The sequence below is a fragment of the Actinomadura sp. DC4 genome (genome assembly GCF_030406325.1).
In the GTDB taxonomy this organism is placed as follows: Bacteria; Actinomycetota; Actinomycetes; order Streptosporangiales; family Streptosporangiaceae; genus Actinoallomurus.
This window is the reverse complement of sequence record NZ_JAUEQY010000014.1, coordinates 165,643-186,886: the sequence shown is the minus strand read 5'-3', so window position 1 is coordinate 186,886 and position 21,244 is coordinate 165,643. Positions and strand designations below refer to the sequence as shown.

At 69.8% G+C, this 21,244-nt stretch carries 17 protein-coding genes; 4 read left to right on the top strand and 13 right to left on the bottom strand.

Annotation, left to right across the window (positions count from 1 at the left end; genetic code table 11):
- Positions 1-8: 8 nt before the first annotated feature.
- The 3 genes from smpB to ftsE all read right to left on the bottom strand — a co-directional run bounded on the left by smpB (position 9) and on the right by ftsE (position 2,275).
- A complete protein-coding gene (smpB, locus tag QWU11_RS23730; RefSeq protein ID WP_290116572.1) occupies positions 9-482 on the bottom strand; it encodes an SsrA-binding protein SmpB in 474 nt (157 codons plus the stop codon).
- A 124-nt stretch (positions 483-606) separates the two neighbouring features.
- The gene (gene ftsX, locus QWU11_RS23725; protein WP_290116571.1) at positions 607-1,512 is read right to left on the bottom strand and encodes a permease-like cell division protein FtsX; all 906 of its coding nucleotides are present in this window, start codon (positions 1,510-1,512) and stop codon (positions 607-609) included.
- 64 nt (positions 1,513-1,576) lie between these two features.
- Positions 1,577-2,275 (bottom strand): cell division ATP-binding protein FtsE, encoded by a 699-nt coding sequence (ftsE, locus tag QWU11_RS23720; RefSeq protein WP_290116570.1) that lies wholly within the window; start codon positions 2,273-2,275, stop codon positions 1,577-1,579.
- Between the two features lie 275 nt (positions 2,276-2,550).
- Between ftsE and QWU11_RS23715 the strand changes: the two genes are divergently transcribed.
- Entirely contained in the window at positions 2,551-2,736 is a 186-nt protein-coding gene (locus QWU11_RS23715) for a hypothetical protein (protein WP_290116569.1), read from the top strand.
- Between the two features lie 6 nt (positions 2,737-2,742).
- Here the strand turns inward: QWU11_RS23715 and prfB are convergent, their stop codons facing one another.
- Positions 2,743-3,861: a peptide chain release factor 2 gene (prfB, locus tag QWU11_RS23710; protein ID WP_290116568.1), complete on the bottom strand. Its 1,119-nt coding sequence runs from the start codon at positions 3,859-3,861 to the stop codon at positions 2,743-2,745.
- A 118-nt stretch (positions 3,862-3,979) separates the two neighbouring features.
- Between prfB and QWU11_RS23705 the strand changes: the two genes are divergently transcribed.
- On the top strand, positions 3,980-5,026 hold the full coding sequence (locus tag QWU11_RS23705; protein WP_290116567.1) for a hypothetical protein: 1,047 nt from the start codon (positions 3,980-3,982) through the stop codon (positions 5,024-5,026).
- Between the two features lie 49 nt (positions 5,027-5,075).
- On the opposite strand, the gene QWU11_RS23700 is transcribed toward QWU11_RS23705, so the two are convergent.
- A complete protein-coding gene (locus QWU11_RS23700; protein WP_290116566.1) occupies positions 5,076-5,984 on the bottom strand; it encodes a hypothetical protein in 909 nt (302 codons plus the stop codon).
- Between the two features lie 66 nt (positions 5,985-6,050).
- On the opposite strand from QWU11_RS23700, the gene QWU11_RS23695 reads away from it, so the two are divergent.
- Positions 6,051-6,578 carry an NUDIX hydrolase gene (locus tag QWU11_RS23695; protein WP_290116565.1) on the top strand — a complete coding sequence of 176 codons (528 nt, stop codon included), beginning with the start codon at positions 6,051-6,053 and terminating at the stop codon, positions 6,576-6,578.
- 4 nt (positions 6,579-6,582) lie between these two features.
- Here QWU11_RS23695 and QWU11_RS23690 read toward each other — a convergent pair whose 3' ends face one another.
- The 6 genes from QWU11_RS23690 to QWU11_RS23665 all read right to left on the bottom strand — a co-directional run bounded on the left by QWU11_RS23690 (position 6,583) and on the right by QWU11_RS23665 (position 16,816).
- Complete coding sequence (locus QWU11_RS23690; protein ID WP_290116564.1) at positions 6,583-11,466, bottom strand: NAD-glutamate dehydrogenase; 4,884 nt, start codon at positions 11,464-11,466, stop codon at positions 6,583-6,585.
- 24 nt (positions 11,467-11,490) lie between these two features.
- A complete protein-coding gene (locus QWU11_RS23685) occupies positions 11,491-12,345 on the bottom strand; it encodes a tryptophan 2,3-dioxygenase family protein (RefSeq protein WP_290116563.1) in 855 nt (284 codons plus the stop codon).
- A 62-nt stretch (positions 12,346-12,407) separates the two neighbouring features.
- Entirely contained in the window at positions 12,408-14,366 is a 1,959-nt protein-coding gene (locus tag QWU11_RS23680; RefSeq protein WP_290116562.1) for an acetoacetate--CoA ligase, read from the bottom strand.
- Positions 14,363-14,998, bottom strand: a complete 636-nt coding sequence (locus QWU11_RS23675; RefSeq protein WP_290116561.1) for a hypothetical protein — start codon at positions 14,996-14,998, stop codon at positions 14,363-14,365. The genes QWU11_RS23680 and QWU11_RS23675 overlap by 4 nt, the downstream gene beginning before the upstream one ends.
- Complete coding sequence (locus QWU11_RS23670) at positions 14,995-15,309, bottom strand: PadR family transcriptional regulator (protein ID WP_290116560.1); 315 nt, start codon at positions 15,307-15,309, stop codon at positions 14,995-14,997. The genes QWU11_RS23675 and QWU11_RS23670 overlap by 4 nt, the downstream gene beginning before the upstream one ends.
- Before the next feature lie 67 nt (positions 15,310-15,376).
- A complete protein-coding gene (locus QWU11_RS23665) occupies positions 15,377-16,816 on the bottom strand; it encodes an amidase family protein (RefSeq protein WP_290116559.1) in 1,440 nt (479 codons plus the stop codon).
- A 400-nt stretch (positions 16,817-17,216) separates the two neighbouring features.
- Between QWU11_RS23665 and QWU11_RS23660 the strand changes: the two genes are divergently transcribed.
- Positions 17,217-18,716 (top strand): heme peroxidase family protein, encoded by a 1,500-nt coding sequence (locus QWU11_RS23660; protein ID WP_290116558.1) that lies wholly within the window; start codon positions 17,217-17,219, stop codon positions 18,714-18,716.
- On the opposite strand, the gene QWU11_RS23655 is transcribed toward QWU11_RS23660, so the two are convergent.
- Together QWU11_RS23655 and pruA are read right to left on the bottom strand one after the other, a co-directional pair.
- Positions 18,706-19,404 (bottom strand): haloacid dehalogenase-like hydrolase, encoded by a 699-nt coding sequence (locus QWU11_RS23655; protein WP_290116557.1) that lies wholly within the window; start codon positions 19,402-19,404, stop codon positions 18,706-18,708. The two genes, QWU11_RS23660 and QWU11_RS23655, sit on opposite strands and share 11 nt — an antisense overlap.
- A 138-nt stretch (positions 19,405-19,542) precedes the next feature.
- A complete protein-coding gene (gene pruA / locus QWU11_RS23650) occupies positions 19,543-21,174 on the bottom strand; it encodes an L-glutamate gamma-semialdehyde dehydrogenase (RefSeq protein WP_290116556.1) in 1,632 nt (543 codons plus the stop codon).
- Positions 21,175-21,244: the final 70 nt, after the last annotated feature.

The window sequence follows — 21,244 nt, the reverse complement described above, 5'->3', positions numbered from 1 at the left end:
GACCACCCTCAGCGCCTCTTGAACCGTGCCACCCGGGCGCGCTCCATCTCGCGCGCCGCATCCCGTTTGGCGATGGCCTGCCGCTTGTCGTAGGTGCGCTTGCCGCGCGCCACCGCGATCTCGACCTTGGCCCTTCCGTCCTTGAAGTACAAGGACAGCGGGATCAGTGTCCACCCGGACTCGTTCATCGTGCCGGTCAGCTTGCCGATCTCCCGCCGGTGAAGCAAGAGCTTGCGGGGGCGCCTGGTGGCGTGGTTGGTCCACGTCCCCTGTGTGTACTCGGGAATATGGACCCCCTCGAGCCAGACCTCGCCGTCGCGGATGTGAGCGTACCCGTCCGTGAGGTTGGCCCGGCCGGCCCGCAGCGACTTCACCTCGGTGCCGGTGAGCACGAGGCCGGCCTCGTAGGTGTCCTCTATCTGGTAGTCGTGGCGCGCGCGCTTGTTCTGCGCGATCACCTTGCGCCCCTGTTCGCGTGGCACTGAACTCAGCCTCGGTCCTTCGTGGGCAGGGTGGCCGGTAGCCGCCCGGCCTTCCCCGTAGCGATCACGTCCCGGTTCCGTACGCCCGGGCATGCGTGGATTCTACGAGCCGGGAAGACGGTGCTCAGATCTTGAGGTAGCGGCGGAGGGTGAGGAAGGACGCCAGCGAGCAGAGCACCACACCGAAGCACACCGAGAAGACGATGACCTGGGTGACGTCGAGCCAGCCGAGTTCGGTGGCGAACTGCAGGTTCTTCGTCAGCCGTCCGAGCAGGAAGACCTTGGAGAAACCGAGCAGGACCGCGGCGAACAGGCCGCCGATCAACCCCGCGATGGCACCTTCCAGCACGAATGGAAGCTGGATGTAGAGGTTCGACGCCCCGACCAGCCGCATGATCCCGGTTTCCCGGCGCCGGTTGAACGCCGACAGCCGGATGGTGTTGGCCACCAGGAGTACGGCGGCGATGACCTGGATCGCGGCGATGATCAGAGCGGCCCACTGGAGGCCACCGAGGATCTTGAAGAACTTCTCCAGGATCGCCCGTTCGTTGATCACTTGGTCGACGCCCGCCCGGCCGTTCATCTGCGCGACGACGGCGGCGTACTGCTTCGGATCCTTGAGCTTGACCCGGAAGGAGTCGGGGATGTCGCCGAGCTGGATGGTGTCGGAGAAGCCCGGAGTGTCCTTGAACCGCTCCTTGGCCCGCTCGTACGCCTGCTTCTGCGTCTCCGGAGTGACCGAGGCCACCTGCGGCATCGACTGCAGCTGGCTCCTGATCTGGTTCTTCTCGTCCTGCGACGGCTCGGTCTTGCGACAGGCCGGGTTGGCGCTCAGCTTGTTGCAGAGATAGACGGAGACCTCGACCTTGTCGGACCAGTAGTTGTTCGACTTGTCGACCTGCATCTTGAGCAGGACGCCGGTGCCGAACAGCGCCATCGCGATCGCGACGGTGACGACGAGCGCGATGGTCATGGTGAGGTTCCTGCGGAGACCGATCCAGATCTCCTGAAGAACGAACTGTGCGCGCATGCCTCGCTGTCCTTGGTCGTCCGTTATGGGCCGAAGAGGGGGAGTCTCTCGTATCGGAGGGAGGTTACACGCCTCCGTACGCCTGGCCGTAGACACCGCGAGACTGGTCGCGAACGACGCGGCCGTCCTCGAGCTCGACGACGCGCTTACGGAACGCGTCGACGATCGCGGCGTCGTGCGTGGCCATGACCACGGTGGTGCCGGTCCGGTTGATCCGGTCGAGCACCTTCATGATGCCGATGCTGGTCGCCGGGTCGATGTTTCCCGTGGGCTCGTCGGCGAGCAGAATCATCGGCCGGTTGACGAACGCCCGCGCGATCGCCACCCGCTGCTGCTCACCGCCGGACAGCTCGTCCGGCATGCGGTGGGCCTTGCCCTCGAGGCCGACGAGGTCGATGACCTCGGGGACGACCTTGCGGATGAAGCGCCGGGGCTTGCCGATGACCTCAAGGGCGAACGCGACGTTCTCATAGACGTTCTTGTTGGGGAGCAGCCGGAAGTCCTGGAAGACACAGCCGATGCGGCGCCGCAGGTGCGGGATCTTCCAGTTCGTGAGCTTGTTGAGCTCCTTGCCGGCAACGTGAATGCCGCCCTGTGTCGGCCGCTCCTCCTTGAGGATCAGGCGCAGGAACGTCGACTTACCGGACCCTGAAGGACCGACGAGGAAGACGAACTCGCCCTTCTCGACGGCCACATTGACGCCTTGCAGGGCCGGGCGGCTCTGGTGCGAGTAGACCTTGGTGACGTTATCGAAGTGGATCACGGCTGCATCACGACGTGTCAGTCTAGGGGCTGGGGAACGAGGACGACTGTCTTTTGTAGGGACAGGCACCCACAGTGGCTTCGGCTGGGGGGCCGATTGGCCAAGCAGCAGTCTAAGGGGGAGACTGGCATGGATCGTCCAACTTGGGTACACCCATAGGTGCAACCGAGCATCACACGCACCGGCGGACCTCATCCGCCGCCGGAGCGGGCCCAGGGATGGGCCCGGCCCTCCGGCCGCGCCGATCCCCCGATATGACCTCGGAGAGGAGCCAGATGAGCTGCGAACATCTGATCTGTGCTCGGTGTGCGGGACCCGTCGTCGAAGGACACTGCACCACCTGCAGGGCGGCACGCGCGGAGGTCCATCACCCCGGCACGTTCGGTGTGTCACCGGTGCTGATCGGCGCGCTGCTGATCGCGCTGACCCTGCTGATCGCGCTGAAGCTGGGGCTGCAGTAGACCGGCCTACTGGCCGTCGCCCGACTCCAGGCGGCGCATCCAGCGGATCTCGGCCTCGATGAACTCGTCGATGTCACCGTCGAGCACCGCGCTCGGGTTGCCCGCCTCCATGCCCGTACGCAGGTCCTTGACGATCTGGTACGGGTGCAGCACGTAGTTGCGGATCTGGGTGCCCCACGAGCTGGTCGACTCTCCGCGTAGCGCGTTCATGCGCTCCGCGTCCTCCTGACGCTTGCGCTCCAGCAGCTTGGCCTGGAGCACCGTCATGGCCGTCGCGCGGTTCTGCAGCTGGCTGCGCTCGTTCTGGCAGGACACCACGATGCCGGTGGGCAGGTGGGTGATCCGCACCGCCGAGTCGGTCGTGTTGACGCCCTGGCCGCCCGGCCCGCTGGAGCGGTAGACGTCGACCCGCAGCTCGTCTTCGGGAATGTCGACGTGGTCGGTCTGCTCGACCACCGGCACGACGTCCACGCCCGCGAACGAGGTCTGCCGCCGGCCCTGGTTGTCGTAGGGCGAGATGCGGACGAGGCGATGGGTGCCGTGCTCGCCGCGGAGCGTGCCGTAGGCGTAGGGCGCCTTGACGGTGAACGTCGTCGACTTCAGCCCGGCCTCTTCGGCGTAGGACGTGTCGTAGATCTCAGTCGGGTAGCCGTGGCGCTCGGCCCAGCGGAGGTACATCCGCTGCACCATCTGCGCGAAGTCGGCCGCGTCGACGCCGCCGGCCTGGGAGTTGATCGTCACGAGGGCCTCGCGCGAGTCGTACTCTCCTGACATCAGCGTGCGGACCTCGAGCTGCTCGATCTCCTTGCGGAGCAAGGCCAGCTCGCGTTCGACCTCGCCGCGTGTCTCCTCGTCGCTCTCCTCGGAGGCCAGCTCGAGCATCAGGCCGGCGTCGTCGAGGCGCCCGCGAAGGCCCTCGACCTTGCCGAGCTCGCCCTCGAGATAGGACAACCGCCGGGTGACCTGCTGGGCCCGGTCCTGGTCGTTCCACAGCTCTGGGTCGGCAGCCTGGTCACGAAGCTCTCCGAGGTCACGGCGCATGCCGTCGAGGTCGAGTACGGCTTCGATGCCGCCGAGCATCGAGCCGAGCTCCTTCATCTCTTCAGACGGATCGATGGCTGCCACGACCGAAAGCCTACCTGCGGCAAGGTCCGCGGGGTACGCGAGCCACCGCCTGATCAACGCACTTGTCCCGGCCTGGCATACTCTGCCGGACAGCGGTGTCGATGATCGGCCGGGGAGCATGAAGACAGCGGTTGCGTCTGGGCTGGCGATGGCACTGGCCCTCGCCGGGGTGGCCGGGTGTTCTAGCGGTTCACGCGACAAGGCGCGAACCACACCGGTCGCCGACTCCAGCCCCGTCTCGAGCCCTCCGCCCGAGCCGGTCACTCCGCAGGTCGCGGACAAGGCGTTCCGCTCCTTCGTCACCAACGACGACGTCGCGCGGGCCAGCGGGGACGAGCGGCTGGCCCTGTGGTGGACGAGCGAGGGGCAGTCACAGCTCACCGCGGCGTCCTTCCGCCAGGCGGTGGCCGCCGGCGACCCGATCCCGCGCTACCGGTACGGCACTCCCTCCCTGTACGTCCCGCACCTGAAGCCCGAGGGCATTCAGTGGTTCGTGACGGTCGTACGGCGCAGCGCGCCGGACGGCAAGGACCCCAAGACCATGATCATGGGGTTCGTCCGCAGCAAGCCGACCATGCGCTGGCGGCTGAGCCTGGCCACGACGCTGGACAAGAAGGAAAAGCCGCCGAAGATCGCGGTGGACGCCGACGGCTACGCGAAGCCGCTCGCGACCTTCGACACCGGCCTGCTGATCCCGCCGCGCGTGGTGCCCTCCATCCAGGCGACCCTCGCCGAGGAGGGGCCTGGCAACGTCGCGGCCAAGGTCATGGAGGCCGGCAAGCACACCACCGGCTACTACACCTCGGACCAGAAGGCCACCAAGCCGAAGAAGGGCTCGGGCCTGCACATCAACACGGTGTACGGCGCGACGGCCTTCCCGATCTTCCCCCTGGCCACCACCGACGGCGGTGGCATCGTCCTGTACGCGCTGAGCCGCGACGCAATCTCGATCAAGAACAAGAAGAAGCCCGGCCGCGTGCCGATCCCCAAGGCCGCCGCGCCCTTCATCGAGGCCCGCCGCGTGCACAGCGAGCTCGACGTGACCCAGACCCTGCAGTTCGCCACTCTGGTGCCCGCCAAACCCGCGAAGGGCGACGGCGAGGACAAGGCCACGATCATCGCCGCGGACGGCGGCACGATCAAGGCGGCCGTACCCACGACCTGAGCCCTTGCCGGGACGTCCCTCACCCCCGGAGCCGGATGAGGGCCGCCCGTCACGACGTCGTGGCCTGGACCGCCTTGCGATAGGTGCCGATCACCTGGGTGCTGCCGTGGTCGGGCACCACCGCGAGGTACTGGATCAGCGCCACCGAGCTCAGGTGATGGCCCACCCGGCCGCGCACCAGGCCGGCGAGGTCGCCGTCGGCGCTGACCGTGCCGGGGTCGACCATGTCGTAGCGCTCGCTCTGCCGGACGACGTACCAGACCAGCGCGCCGCCGCCGGTCGTGCGCAGGGCGAAGGACCGCTGCTGGTCGGGGGCGAAGTCGGAGGTCAGAGTCACGCCGCGCTTGCGCAGCGCGGCCTCGACCTTGGTCAGCGCGTCGCGGGACTCACTGGTGTACGGGCCCGGCGCCATGCCTCCCGTGCCGCTCGACAGCGTGGCCGCGTGGACGCCGGCCACCTTGCTCGGCTGGACGGCGGTGCCGCCGTCCGTCGGGCTCACCGCGGTGGCGTAGCCGTCCTTGTCGAGGTCGACCCCGCTGAGCCCCGAGGAGGGGAACGGGTCGGCGGCGAGCAGCCAGGGCCCGCCGGCACGGTCCTGGACGAACAGCAGGGCGTGCCGGGTGTCGCCCGAGGCCGCGTCGACCGCGAACCACTTGGGGAAGCCGTCCTGGCGCGGGATGTAGAACGCGGGCCGCGCGTAGGCGAAGGCCGTGTACTTGTCCTTCTTCGCCCGGCGCAGGCGGTAGCCGGCGCGGTCCATCTCGAGCTGGGCGCCGGTCTCCACCGTGGCCAGCAGCCCGCCGTCGAGGTCGGCGTTGGCCCGGTTGTTGACCGACTGGTAGTTGGCCAGGATCTGCGCGGCCTGGGTCTTGGTGAGGGCGGGATGCGCGGTCCCGAGGGGACCGCACGCGGACGCTGGGAGGATCAAGGCCGTGAGGACGGCCAGCTGTCGGAGCATGCCGACAGATTCGCACAGTGACCGATCGACTACCGCATGATTTCACAATCCGGAAGGGACGCCGCGGTGACACTCCCCCGAGCCGTTCGCAGCGGGCTTCTCGTCTCCGCTCTGGTCCGCCGGGGCACCGACGTGCTCATGGTGAGGGAGACGCCCGGCTGGGTGCTCCCGGGCGGCCAGGTCGAGCCTGGAGAGCTCGTGGACCAGGCACTCCTGCGCGAGCTGCGGGAGGAGACCGGCCTGCGCGCGTCGCGGCCGGGCCGGCTGGCGTTCCTGTGCCAGTACGCCGTCACCCACGATCCGGACTGGGCCGGCACCTGGACGGTCTTCACCTTCGAGGTCGACGTCACCGCCCAGGACCTGGCGCCCGCCGACCCGGACGGCCTCGTCCTGGAGGCCGCCTGGGTGCCGCTGGAGGAGGCGAAGCGGCGCCTCGCCCTGCTGCCCTTCCGCCCCCGCCACGAGGCGCTGCTGCACCACCTGGGCGACGGCACGGGGCACGTGCCGCTGTGGCTGTGGCCCGACGGCACCGACCGCGACCCGGTCGTGCTGCCGGCGCTGAGCGGGGACGGGCCGGTCCCGTCCCCGCTGTGAGACCTCAGTCGGGCAGCGTCGAGGAGGTCACGAGCGTACGGATCGCCCGCAGCGCCACCGACAGGGTCGCGACGGTGAAGTCGTCGCTCTCCCAGATCTCGCCCAGGGTCTGGGCGGCGCGGCCCACGGCGGCACTGTTCTTCTCCGCCCAGGTCGCCAGGCGCTGCTCCGGCCCGACGCCGGGCTCACTGGTGACGAGCACGTCGTGCGCCAGGGCGGCGTGCGCGGTGTACAGGTCGTCGCGGAGGGCCGAGCGGGCCATGGAGTTCCACCGGTCGTCACGCGGCAGCTGGATGACGCGCTCGCGCAGCCGCGAGAGCTGGAGGCGCTCGGCGAGGTCGAAGTAGACCTCGGCCGCCTCCTCCGGCGACCGGCCGGTGCTGGAGGCGATCTCCACCAGGTCGAACGTCGAGAACGCCGGCACCATCATCGCCACGTGCTCGGCGAGCTGGTCCGGGACGCCGCGCTCGGTGAACTTGTCGCGCCGCTCCTCGAAGCCCTCCAGGTCGCGCCCGACGAGGAGCTTGGGCATGTGCGCCGCGAGAGCCGGCGCGCCGGAGGCGAAGAAGTCGACGGTGTCGCGGATGTCGAACGGCATCCGGCGGTTGTGCAACAGCCACCGGGCGCCGCGCTCGGTCAGCTTGCGCGCCTCGAGCCGCATCCTGATCTGCGTGGCGGTGTCGATCTGGTAGTCCAGCTCGTCCACCGACCGCCAGAACGCCTCCATGTGGAACACCTCGCGCGCCACGAGGTAGGCGCGGGTGATGTCCGAGGCCGAGGCCCCGGTCTCCTCGCCCATGCGGAACGCGAAGGTGATGCCGCTGTCGTTGACCATGCTGTTCACGACAGAGGTGGCGATGATCTCCCGGCGCAGCGGGTGGCGGTCCATGTAGTCGCGGAACCGCTCCCGCAGCGGGGTCGGGAAGTAGTCGACGAGCCGGCTGGCCAGGTCGGGGTCGTCCGGCAGGTCCGATCCGCGGATCTCGTCCTCAAGGGTGAGCTTGGTGTACGCGAGCAGGGTGGCGAACTCCGGCCCGGTGAGGCCGATCCCGGCCTGCCGCCGCTCGGCGAGCGCCTTGTCGTCCGGCAGGAACTCCAGGCGCCGTTTCAGCTTGCCGTCCCGCTCCAGCTTGCGGAGGTAGCGGCCGTGGACGTGCAGCATCGAGGACGCCTGCTTGCGCGAGGCGGCGAGCGCGATGTTCTGCGCGATGTTGTCGCTCAGGACCAGGTCGGCGACCTCGTCGGTCATCTCGAGGAACAGCGTGTCGCGCTGCTTGTCGGTCAGCTCGCCGTCGCGTACGACCTGGTCGAGCAGGATCTTGATGTTCACCTCGTGGTCGGAGGTGTCCACGCCGGCTGAGTTGTCGATGAAGTCGGTGTTGACCAGCCCGCCGCCGAGGGCGTACTCGATGCGCGCCCGCTGGGTGAGGCCGAGGTTGCCGCCCTCGCCGACGACCTTGCACCGCAGCTCCGTCGCGTCCGCGCGCAGCACGTCGTTGGCCTTGTCGCCGACATCGGCGTGGGTCTCGGCGGAGGCCTTGACGTAGGTGCCGATGCCGCCGTTCCACATGAGGTCGACGGGCGCGCACAGGATCGCGTGGATCAGCTCGTGCGGGGTCATCGCGGTCACGCCCGCGGGGATGCCCAGCACCCCGCGTACCTGCGGCGTCAGCGGGATCTTCTTGGCCGTACGCGGGTGGACCCCGCCGCCCTTGGAGATCAGCGCGGTGTCGTAGTCGGCCCAGGAGCTGCGCGGCAGCTTGAACAGCCGCTCGCGCTCGTCGAACGACGCCTCGGGGTCGGGGTCCGGGTCGAGGAAGATGTGCCGGTGGTCGAAGGCGGCGATGAGCCGGATGTGCCGCGAGAGCAGCATGCCGTTGCCGAAGACGTCGCCGGACATGTCGCCGACGCCGATGACGGTGAAGTCCTCGTTCTGCACGTCGGTGCCGAGCGTGCGGAAGAGGTACTTCACCGACTCCCAGGCGCCCCGGGCCGTGATGCCCATGCCCTTGTGGTCATAGCCCACCGAGCCGCCCGAGGCGAAAGCGTCGCCGAGCCAGAAGCCGTACGACGCGGCGACCTCGTTGGCGATGTCGGAGAAGGTCGCGGTGCCCTTGTCGGCCGCGACGACGAGGTAGGTGTCGTCGCCGTCGTGGCGTACGACGTCCTTGGCGGGCACGACCTGGCCGTCGACGAGGTTGTCGGTGATGTCGAGCAGGCCGCTGATGAACTGCTTGTACGAGGCGACGCCCTCGGCGAGGAACGCCTCGCGGTCGCCCGGGTCGGGCAGTCGCTTGCAGACGAAACCGCCCTTCGCGCCGGCCGGCACGATCACGGTGTTCTTCACCGCCTGCGCCTTGACCAGGCCGAGGACCTCGGTGCGGAAGTCCTCGCGCCGGTCGGACCAGCGCAGGCCGCCGCGGGCCACGGACCCGAACCTCAGGTGCACGCCCTCCAGCCGCGGGGAGTAGACGAAGATCTCGAACTCCGGCTTCGGCTGCGGCAGGTCCGGGATCGCCTCGGGGTCGAACTTCAGCGAGAGGTACGGCTTGGGCGAGCCGCCGGTGGTCCGCTGGTAGTAGTTGGTGCGCAGCGTGGCGCGGATCAGCGACAGGAAGCTGCGGAGGATGCGGTCCTCGTCGAGGCTGGTCACCCCGTCGAGCGCGCCCTCGATCTCCTCGGCGATGGCCGAGCCGAGCTCTTCGTGCACGTCGGGGGCGGCGTCCGGCCGGGAGTTGAGGTGCGGGTCGAACCGCGACTCGAACAGCCGGACCAGCAGCCGCGCGATGCGCGGGTTGCGGATCAGCACCTGCTCGATGTAGCGCTCGCTGAACATCGTGCCGGTCTGCCGCAGGTAGCGGGCGTACGCGCGCAGCACCATGACCGGCCGCCAGGCGAGCCCGGCGCCGAGCACGAGCGTGTTGAACGGGTCGCTCTCGACGTCGTCGCGCCACAGCGCGGTGAATGCCTCCTGGAACAGGCCCTTGGTGTCGGTCTCGTCCGCGTTCGACGATGGTTCGTACCGCAGGCCGAGGTCGTAGATCCACGACCGCCGGCCGACCTCCGGCGCGATCTCGTACGGCCGCTCGTCCACGACCTCGACGCCCATGTTGTGCAGCAGCGGCAGCACGTGCGACAGCGAGATCGGCGGGCCGAGGCGGTAGACCTTGAGGCGGCGCTCGCCGACCTCGGCGCCGTACGGCTCGTACAGGTTGATCGCGATCTGGCCCGGCTCGGTCAGCGCCTCCAGGCGCTTGAGGTCGGCGCAGGCCGTACGGGCGGGGAAGTCGGCCTTGTACCCCTCGGGGAAGGCGTTGGCGTAGCGGCGGGTCAGCGCGCCCGCCCGCTCCTCGCCGCACTGGTCGAGGACGGCGTCGGCCAGGTCGTCGGTCCACGACCGTGTGGCGTTGACGAGCCGGGCCTCCAGCTCGGTCAGGTCGACGTCGTCGGGGAGCGGGCGCCCGCGCTCGCCGCGTACGACGACGTGCAGGCGGGCGAGGGCGGAGTCGCCGACCATCGCGCTGTAGTCGACGCTCGTGCCGTCGAACGCGCTGCGCAGAATCTCCTGGATGCGCAGCCGGATCTGGGTGGTGTAGCGGTCACGGGGCAGGAAGACCAGGCACGACATGTAGCGGCCGTAGGCGTCCTTGCGGACGAACAGCCGCAGCTGCTTGCGCTCGCGCAGCCGCAGCACGCTCATCGCGATCGGGAACAGGTCGTCGGCCGAGATCTGGAACAGGTCGTCGCGCGGGTAGGTCTCGAGGATCTCGACGAGGTCCTTGCCGTCGTAGCTGTCCGGCGCGAGCCCGGCGCGGTCCAGGACCGCCGCCAGCTTGTGGTCGAGCACCGGAATGTGCTCGATGCTCTCGGCGTAGGCGGTGTGGGTGAACAGGCCGAGGAAGCGGCGCTCGCCGACCACCTCGCCGTCGTCGCCGAACCGCTTCACGCCGACGTAGTCGAGGTAGGCCGGGCGGTGCACGGTCGCGCGGGAGTTGGCCTTGGTCAGGACGAGCAGCCGCGGCTCGTGGGCCTTGGCGCGCACCTCCTGCGGCAGCGAGGCGAAGCTGGTCGACTCGGGCTGGTCGGAGCGCAGGATGCCCAGGCCGGTGCCGGGCACGGCGCGCAGGTGCTCGCCGTCCTCGCCGGTCTCCAGGGCGTACTCCCGGTAGCCGAGGAAGGTGAAGTGGTCATCGGCCAGCCAGTCGAGCAGCTCGACGCCGTCGGAGGTCTCCGACTCCGGCAGCGGCGGGCGCCGGTCCCCGAGGTCGGCGGCGATGGTGCGGGCCAGCGACCGCATCTTCTCCTCGTCCTCGACGGCGGCGCGCACGTCGTTGAGGACGCGCTGGAGGTCCTTCTCGAGCTCGGCCAGCACCGTGCGGTCGGCCTGCCGGTCGATCTCGATGTGGATCCAGGACTCTTCGAGCACCAGGCCGTCGCCGTCGCCGAGCCCCTCCAGGCGCCCTGCCACGTCGCGGCGGACCTTCAGCTGCGGGTGGACGATCAGGTGGGTGGACAGCTCGTGCCGGTTGAGCTCCATCGTCACCGAATCGACCAGGAACGGCATGTCGTCGGTGACCACCTGGACCACGCTGTGCCCGGAGTCCCAGCCCAGGTCGTCCACCGACGGGGTGAAGGCGCGCACCTTCGCGCGGCCCTGCGGGCGGTCCTCGCCGAGCTGGCGGTGGAACATCGCCGGTCCCCAGATGTCGGCCGGGTCCCGGGAGATCAGGTCCTCCTGGGCGACGTGCCGATAGTAGAGCCGGAGGTAGGCGAGAACGTCGGCGGTCTCGGGCCGTACGCCGTGTGCGTGGTGAACGCAGGTCTCCGCCGCACGGCGCAGCAGATTCTCCTTGGCTTCGTCCGGACGTCCGGACGGTTCGCCGCTCATCTCAAAATCTCCCTCGGTGCCTTCTCAGAGCAGGGTTCGCAATTCCCACAGCAACGGGTAATAGCGCAGGTCAAGCCTGCTTCGGAGGTAGGGCGCGCCGGTGGAGCCGCCCGTGCCCGACTTCGTGCCGATCTGTCGCTCGACCATCTGGACGTGCCGCCGTCGCCAGAGCGAGGCCATCTCGTCGTGGGTCACGAGGTCCTCCGACAGCTGCCAGAGGTCGTCGTAGTGGTCGCGGTCGTGGGCCACCGTGACCATCGAGGTGCGGATCTCGTCGTCGTCGGCCGCGGCCAGCCCGCGGGCGCGCAGCAGCGTCAGGAACGCGTCCCAGAGGGTGGGCTCGGCGAGCCTGCGTTCGAGGCGTGCCTTCTCCTCGTCGGTGATCCCGCGGAACCGCTTGAGGAAGCCGGGGTCCTTGTGGCCGGACAGGAACTCCATCTCGCGGAACTGCACGGACTGGAATCCGCTGGCCGGCGCGAGCTTCTCCCGGAAGGCGAGGAAGTCCTGCGGCGTCATGGTCTCGAGGACCTGGATCTGGTCGATGAGCACGCGTTCGACCGCGTGCACCCGGCGGAACAGGTGGCGGGCCAGCCAGACCTCGTCCGACGCCATCGCCCGGCGGATCTCGTCCAGCTCGTGCAGCAGCAGTTTGAACCAGAGCTCGTAGACCTGGTGGATCGAGATGAACAGGAGCTCGTCGCGTGCGGGTGGCTCGGATTCGAGGACCTGCTGGTCCAGAAGGGTCGGCAGCCTCAGGTAGGCGCCGTAGGTGAGGCGCCCCCCTTCTTCCCCGAAGTTACGTCCGGGTGCGCCGGATCCGGCTCCGGGCACACCGGAGTCAGAAGCGGCGTCACCACGCCGTTGTGGTGTTGCGCTCACGGCGGCAGGTTAACCCGAAATCCGGTTTTCGCCGACTCCGGGACGAGAAGGTGGCCGAGCCACTACTGTCCGGACCCGGGCGTGAAGTGTGCCAGGACCTCGGGATTCGCCATGGCGTCGGGGTTCGCGGCCTTCTCCACCGGCGTGCCCAGCAAGATCTTTCGGACCGGCACCTCCAGCTTTTTACCCGACAGGGTGTGTGGGATGCCGGGCACCGCGAGGATCTCGTCCGGCACGTGCCGGGGTGACAGCGTCGAGCGCAGCGCCGTACGGAGCCGGCCGATCACGTCCTCCGACAACTCCTGGCCCTCGGCGAGCTGGACGTACAGCAACAGCCGCCCGTCCTGCCCCAGTTGTCCCGTGTCCACCACGAGCGAGTCGGCGATCTCCGGCAGCGCCTCGACGACGCGGTAGAAGTCGGCGGTCCCCATGCGCACGCCGCCGCGGTTGAGCGTGGAGTCCGAACGCCCGTAGATCACGCTGCTGCCGTCGGGCAGGATCTTGATCCAGTCGCCGTGCCGCCAGACGCCCGGGTACATCGCGAAGTAGGACTCCCGGTACCTGTCGCCGTCGTCGTCGTTCCAGAAGGAGATCGGCATCGAGGGCATCGGCTCGGTCAGGACCAGCTCGCCGACCTCGCCGATCACCGGCTCGCCCGTGTCGCCGTACGCCTCGACCTTCGCGCCCAGGCCGCGGCACTGGATGGCGCCGGCGCGCAGCGGCAGCAGCGGGCAGGGGCCCACGAACCCGGTGGCCACGTCGGTGCCGCCGGCGAACGAGCCCACCAGCGGGTCCTTTCCGACGTGCTCGTACACCCAGGCGAAGCCCTCAGGGGGCAGCGGCGAGCCGGTGGAGCCGACCCCGCGCAGGCGCGACAGGTCGTACTCCCTGCCGGGGTCCAGGCCGGCCTTCATCGAGGCCAGGATGTACGGCGCGCCGACGCCGAAGTAGGTCACGCCGGTCTCGGCGGCCAGCCGCCAGAGCGTGTCGCCGTTCGGCGCGCCGTCGTACAGGACGAGCGTGGCGCCGACGAGCAGGCCGCCGGCCAGGTAGTTCCACATCATCCAGCCGGTCGTGGTGAACCAGAAGAAGACGTCGCCCGGCCCGAGGTCCTGCTGGAAGCTCAGGGACTTCAGGTGCTCCAGGACGATGCCGCCGTGGCCGTGCACGATCGGCTTGGGCAGCCCGGTGGTGCCGGAGGAGTAGAGGATCCACAGCGGGTGGTCGAACGGCACCTCTTCGAACTCGAGCTCGGCGCCGGGCCGGCGGACGGCGTCGTAGGTGAGGCCCTCGGTTTCCTCGCCGAGGTAGGGGATCATGACCGTCGCCCGCAGCGTCGGGAGGGCGGCCTGGATGTCCCGTACGACGTCGCGCCGGTCGTAGCGCTTGCCGTTGTAGGGGTAGCCGTCCACCGCGACGAGGACCTTCGGCTCGATCTGGGTGAACCGGTCGATCACGCTGGGCGCCCCGAAGTCGGGCGAGCAGGAGGACCAGATCGCGCCGAGCGAGGCGGCCGCCAGGAAGAGGACCAGGGCCTCGGGGATGTTGGGCACGTACGCCGCGACCCGGTCGCCCTTGGTGACGCCGAGCTCCCTGAGGCCCTCGCGGACCTCGGCGACCTGCGTGGCCAGCTCGCCGTACGTCAGCACGCGCTCGTCCCCGCTCTCGGAGCGGAAGATGACGGCCATGGCGCTCTCGTCACGGCCGGGCCGCAGGGCGTTGCGCGCGTAGTTGAGCGTGGCGCCGGGGAACCAGCGGACGCCGGGCATCGCGGCCTCGCTGCCGGCCGGCACGCCCCAGTCGGCGGGATCACCGTCGCGTACTGGCCCGTCACCGCGCTCGCCGAGGACCTCGAAGTGCGCCCAGACCGCGTCCCAGAAGCCGTCGACGTCGGCGACCGACCATCGCCACAGCTCGTCGTAGGACCCGAGGCCGCGCTCGGTCATGAACCGCCCCACACGGGCACCCCGCCGCACCTCTTCGGACGGCTCCCAGAGCAGGTCACCCTCGGCAACGGTCACGTCATGGCCTCCCAACGATCGTCATGGCACCTCTCAGGATCAGGATGAGGGCCACGCTGTGCAAGATAGAAGACCGCCACGAAACCCGTGTGACTCATGTGCGCCACTGAGCCCACCGATGCCGACGAGCCGCATCGGGTGGCCCAGGGGCACGAGGTCAGCTGCGCGACCGCCGCGTCCGCTGGGCCGTCAGGCCCATGACCAGTACGAGGGCTGTTTCGACACCCCAGAAGACGACGGTGGCGGCCGTCGTGGTCATCCGGTACATCGGATACACCTGGGTGAGGACCACGTCCGGGCCGATGGTCGCCGGCACGGCGATCGCGGCGGCCAGCAGCCAGCGCGGGTCGCCGCCGTCGCCCAGAGAGGTTCAGCGCGAGATTGGCCAGCGCGATCAGCAGGACGCCCAGGTGCAGGCCATCGGCCCACCACGCCACCGGATGCGCGGTGGCGGCCCGCATCCGCGCGGTGACGCCTCCGCCGATGAGCCCGGCCGCCTCGACCGGCGACGGCAGTCGCCGGTCCCCGGACGCCTGCAGCAGCGTGCCGATGATCTCTTCACCGTGCGCCTGCCGGTAGGCAGGCGGGTAGGCGCGCAGCAGACGCCGGTAGTGCGACTCCAGAGCGCTCATGACGTCACCGTCCCGGGCCGTCGCCGGACCACGATCCGAGCCGCCTGTGCCATGCGTTTCGCCTCCTGGGTGACGGCGTCGGCGCCGTCGTCGGTGATGGTGAAGTAGCGGCGAGGCCGTCCATCGACGATCTCTTCCCGATCCACGACGATCAGGCCGTTGTCGGCCAGCCGGTCGAGGGCGCCGTAGAGGGTCCCGACCGCCAGGCGGATCCGTGCGCCGGACAGCTCCTCGGCGCGCTTGATGATCGCGTAGCCGTGCAGAGGACCGTCGAGAAGCGACGCCAGGATGAAGTACGTAGGTTCGCTCATCGGCCGCATGGCACGACCGCATATATCGAGAGACGAAGTATGCGCCAGGCGTTCCGGCTGCTACGGCTCACCGCTCGGCGGCCCCGCCGAGCGAAGGCGCGGCGAAGACGGAAGGCCTGCGGTCACGCCAGGGCGCGGCCTCCTCCAGCCGGGCCGCGATCCGCAGCAGCAGGTCCTCACGGCCGTACGGGGCGACGAACTGCACGCCGACGGGCAGGCCGCCGGAGGCCTGGCCCAGCGGCAGGCTGAGCGCCGGCTGGCCGGAGATGTTGAACAGCACGGTGAACGGGCCATAGTCGAACAGCTCGGTCAGCCAGCTCTCCACCGTGTGGTCCGGGTCGTCGTAACGCAGGGTGCCGTGCGGCGCGGGCGGGCGGCCCAGCGTCGGGGTGACCAGCAGGTCGTACTCGGTGAAGAACGCGCCCACCGCACGGGTCACGCGGTTCTGGGCCTCCAGGCCGGCGATGAGCTCGAGCGCGCCGAGCTCCTCGGTCATCCGCATGGCCTGCCGGGAGACGGCCTCCATCCGCGCCGGGTCCGGCCGTCTCGGCGCCATGAGCACCGGGGCGACGATCGCGGCCAGCTCGGCGGTCGCGGCATGCATGACGGCGTCCCAGTCGACCCGCGGGCTCGCCTCGGCGACGTCGTGCCCCATCTCCTCCAGCAGGCGCCCGGCGCGTACGGTCGCCTCGGCCACCTCCGGGTCCACGTCCGCGCCGGACCAGGCACGTGTGGTCACCGCCACCCGCAGCCGTCCGGGGTCGGCGCCCGGCTCCTCGGCGTACGGGCGGCCCGGCGGCGGCGCGGTGTACTTGTCGCCCACGCCGGGGCCCTGGATCGCGTCGAGGTAGTGCGCGGTGTCGCGGACCGTTCGAGTGAGGCCGGACTCGTACGCCATACCGAACGCCGGTTCGCCCGTACCCGGCCCGCACGGGGTACGGCCGCGGCTCGGCTTGAGCCCGACCAGCCCGCAGCAGGAGGCGGGGACGCGGACCGACCCGGCTCCGTCGTTGCCGTGCGCGAGTGGCACCGCCCCGGCGGCGACCAGCGCGGCGGCACCCCCGCTGGAACCGCCCACGCCGCGCGTGAGGTCCCAGGGGTTGCGCGTCGGCCCGTACCGGAGTGACTCGGTGGAGAAGCTGATCACCAGCTCCGGCACGGTCGTGAGGCCGAGGGTGACCAGGCCGGCGGCACGGAAGCGGGTCATCAGGTCGGTGTCGAAGGGCGAGACGGCGTTCTGGACGGCGCGGCTGCCGATGAAGAACGGCACGCCCTCGGCCATCGGCCCGCTGTCCTTGATCAGAAAGGGCACTCCGGCGAACGGCCCGTCCGGCGCGTGGTCGAGCGCGGGCTCGAACAGCGGCAGCGCGAGCCCGTTGACGTGCGCGTTCACGGCTTCGAGCGCGCGTCGCGCGGCGGTCTCCACCTCGGCGGCGGTGACCTCGCCCGCCCGGATCAGGTCACGCAGTCCGACGGCGTCGTGGCTCGCGTACTCGTGCAGGTCCACCGGACGTCCTCGTCATCGGTTCCGACCGCGACGGGCTCCGCGCGATCTGACCGGATGCTCGCAGCGGGCCTTGGCCGATGTCGACCGATTTTTCCCGCTCCGGCGGACCCATCCGTCCCACCGGACACATCAATGACAGTTTCAGTGACCACAATTGACAATTAGCGTCCGTGCTGAACGGAAATCTGTCTTGCCGGGCCGAGTCACGATTATTAGCCTAATCGATAGAGAGGGCGGCACGAACGAGGGGCTCGGCGTGCCGCCGTACGGGGGCAGCACGGCAAGGGGGGCCATTAAATGGACATTCATCGCACCGGTTAGTTCTCTCCAGCTCGGACCGCGCCGACATCGCCGATCAATGGCGACGGCCAATTCACCACGTCCTGATCTGGAGAAGACCATGAACGCACTACACGGTTCGACGTCCCGCCGGTTCGCCGGCCGGGCGATCGCCGGAGCGCCGGGGGGCGACTTCGGGCGCATGTTCCCCGGCCTGGCCGCACGCCGGCCCACCGGCCTGAAGATGGCCAGAGAGCTCGGGCTCCCAGGCGGCACGATGGACGGCGGGCAGACCACCGCGGAGCAGGAGAGCACGCACCTCCACGCCGGGTTCACCTTCTTCGGCCAGTTCGTCGACCACGACCTGACGCTGGAGCCCACCTCGGCCCTCGACCGCGTGAGCGAGACGAACGTCCTGCCCGACGTCCGCCCGCCGCGAATGGACATGGACAACCTCTACGGCGGCGGACCGACGGTCAATCCCCACCTGTACGACCGGACGTCCTTCGACACGAAACTCCTGACCTCACCGGACGGCGTCGACCTGAACCGGACCGCAGGCGGCATGGCGCTCATCGGAGATCCGCGCAACGACGAAAATCTCCTGCTCGCCCAGCTTCATCTCGCATTCGTCAAATTCCACAACCGCGTCGTCGACGGGCTTCGTACCGATGCCATCACCGACGCCCTGGGGCAGCGTGTTCCCGCCAAGCCGCCCGACGAGCCCGACACGGAACAGGACGGCGCGACGCTGGAGCAGTTACTCGACGTCGACAATTACCACAGAGAGGTGTTCGCCGCCGCGCGGCAGCTCGTCCGCTGGCACTACCAGTGGATCATCGTGCACGAGTTCCTGCCCATGGTCGCCGATCCGGCCGTCGTGGAAGACGTGCTGGCCTACGGTGCGCGCTTCTTCCGCCCGGGCGTCCGGCCGTTCATCCCCATCGAGTTCGCCGCCGCGGCGTTCCGCTTCGGCCATCCCACCGTCCGGTCCGCCTATCGGGTCAACAGAGGGTTCAGCGGCCGGATCTTCCCCGACGACCCGGAGGCGCCGGCCACTCCGCGTACCGACCTGCGGGGTGGCCCGGTCGACGCCGAACACGCCGTGGACTGGTCCTTCCTGTTCCCCACCGACCCGGGCCGGCCGGCGCAGTTCGCCCGGAAGATCGTGGCCACGCTGAACACCCAGCTTCTCGACCTGCCGGTCAGCGCGGTGCCCGGGGCCAAGGACGGCGCGCTCGCCCGGCCGGTCGCCTCGCTCGCGGTCTGCAACCTCCTGCGCAGCGAGGCCCTGGGCCTGCCCTCGGGGCAGGACGTGGCCCGCACGATCGGCGAGGTCCCGCTGACCGACGAGGATCTGGAGACGGTCGGGCCGATCTACCTCTGGTACTACATCCTCAAGGAGGCCGAGGTCGTCGCCGGCGGCTCGCGTCTCGGACCGGTCGGCAGCCGTGTCGTCGCCGAGGTGCTCGTCGGCCTGCTCGACGCCGACTCCACGTCCTTCCGCGCCACCTACTCACGCTGGCAGCCGACGCTCGGCCCCCGGCCGGGGCGGTTCGGCATCGTCGACCTGCTCCGCTTCGCCGGCATCGCGCCGCCGACCGGCGGACTCAGCCGGTGAGGGTCTCCACGGCCCGTACGACGTGATCGGTCTCGGCCAGCGTGGGCAGCACGATGTCCGCGCCCGAGCTCCGGAGTTCGGCCTCGGTGGCGTTGCCGGTGGCGACGGCGATCGTGCGTGCGCTGGCGATCTGCGCGGCGCGGACGTCGTTCGGTGAGTCGGCGATGAGCACCGTGGCCGCCTCGGCGATCTTGGTGCCGTACTTCTTGCCCGTACGGGTGCGCGCGAGCTCGACCAGCGCCGCCTTCGGATAGGTCTCCGAGCCGTAGCCGCCGACGGTGAGGTCGACGTACTTGTCCAGGCCGAGGGCGGTCAGTTTGGCGACCGCGTTGCGTTCGATCGAGCCGGTCAGCACCGACTGGACGACCTCGCGCAGCCGGCCGACCGCGGCGAGCGCCTCACGCGCCCCCGGAAGCACCCGGCCGTCCTTGCGGATCGACTTGCGGCGTGCGGCGAACGCGTCTCCCAGCGCCGTTATGAACTCCGCCAGATGGTCCTCGGTCGTCACGACGTCGTTGAACGCGAGGGTCTCGAAGATGATCTCTGACTCGGTACGGCCCGCGGTCGGGGCGAGGCGGACCAGCGGCCGCCCGGTCACGCGCTGGAACGCCTCGGCGTACGCCTCCCGCGTCACCCGGCCGACGTCGACCAGGGTGTGATCGACGTTCCAGAGCACGAGACGGGGCATAGCAGGCTCCTGCCGGGCGATTGGGGTTCGACGGTCAATCGTCGGGCTTGCCCCCCATTGCGCGCAAATTAGCTGTTCAACGGCAGGGTGGCTCTCGCCGGGCCATGGTCGGCGAGAGCCACCCTGGTCGGATGAGGCTCAGGAGCCCATGTGGGGATAGCGGTGGTCGGTCGGCGGGACGAGGGTCTCCTTGATCGAGCGGGCGCTGACCCAGCGGGTCAGGTTGAGGACCGAGCCCGCCTTGTCGTTCGTGCCGCTGGCCCGCGCGCCGCCGAAGGGTTGCTGGCCGACGACCGCCCCGGTCGGCTTGTCGTTGACGTAGAAGTTCCCCGCGGCGAACCTCAGCTTGTCCGAGGCCGCGGCGATCGCCTGCCGGTCGCGGGCCACGATCGAGCCGGTCAGGCCGTACGGCGCCGCGCTCTCCATCTGGGTGAGCATCGCGTCGTAGTCGCCGTCGTCGTAGACGTGCACGCCGAGGATCGGGCCGAAGTACTCCTTGGTGAAGATCTCATCCGTCGGGTCCGCGCTCTCCAGGATGGTCGGCTGGACGAAGTAGCCCTCGGAGTCGTCCACACCGCCGCCCACGTGCACCGTGACGCCGTCGTAGGACGCGGCCCGCTCCAGGGCCTCCTTGTGCTTGGCGAACGCCCGGTCATCGATCACCGCGCCCATGAACGCCGACAGGTCCTCCGCGACGTTGCCCATGGTCAGGGACTCGACCGTGCCGAGCAGCTCGTCGCGCATGCCGGTCCACAGCGAACGCGGGACGTAGGCCCGCGAGGCCGCCGAGCACTTCTGGCCCTGGTACTCGAACGCGCCGCGTACGAGGATCGTGGCGAGCGCCTTCGGGTCGGCCGACGGGTGGGCGACGACGAAGTCCTTGCCGCCGGTCTCGCCGACCAGCCGCGGGTAGCCGTGGTAGCCGGCGATGTTCTCGCCGACCGTACGCCACAGGTGCTGGAAGGTGGCGGTCGAGCCGGTGAAGTGGATGCCCGCCAGGTCCGGCTGGTGGAGCGCGACGTCCGAGACGGCCCGCCCGTTGCCGGTCACCAGGTTGATCACGCCCGGCGGGAGGCCGGCCTCCTCCAGCAGCCGCATCGTGAAGTGCGCGGCGAACGTCTGCGTCGGCGACGGCTTCCACACGACGACGTTGCCCATCAGCGCGGCCGCGGTCGGCAGGTTCGCGGCGATCGCCGTGAAGTTGAACGGCGTGATCGCGACGACGAAGCCCTCCAGCGGGCGGTACTCCATCCGGTTCCACACGCCCGGGGACGAGGCCGGCTGCAGGTGGACCAGCTCGCGGGCGAAGGAGACGTTGAACCGCCAGAAGTCGATCAGCTCGCAGGCGGCGTCGATCTCGGCCTGCTGCACCGACTTGGACTGGCCGAGAATGGTGGCGGCGTTGAGGGTGTTCCGCCAGGGCCCGGCGAGCAGCTCGGCGGCCCGCAGGAAGATCGCGGCGCGGTCGTCGAAGGACATCGCCCGCCAGCCGGGGGCCGCCGCGCGCGCCGCCTCGATCGCCGCGCCGACGTCGTCGCCGGTGGCGTCGTGCATCACGCCGAGGACATGGCGGTGGTTGTGGGGCTCGACGGCGTCGATCGGCTCTCCGCCGCCGAGCCGCTGCTCGCCGCCGATGGTCATCGTCAGGTCGATCCGCTCGCCGGCGAGCTCCTTGATCTTCGCCTCGAGCGAAGTCCGGTCCTGACTACCGGGGGCGTACGCCCTGACCGGCTCGTTCACCGGTGCCGGTACGTTCGTCACAGCGTCCATGAAAAAACTCCCCAGCGGTGTTCATTGACGTCGTCGTCATCAGCATGGTCGCACGTGATGCCTTACCCGA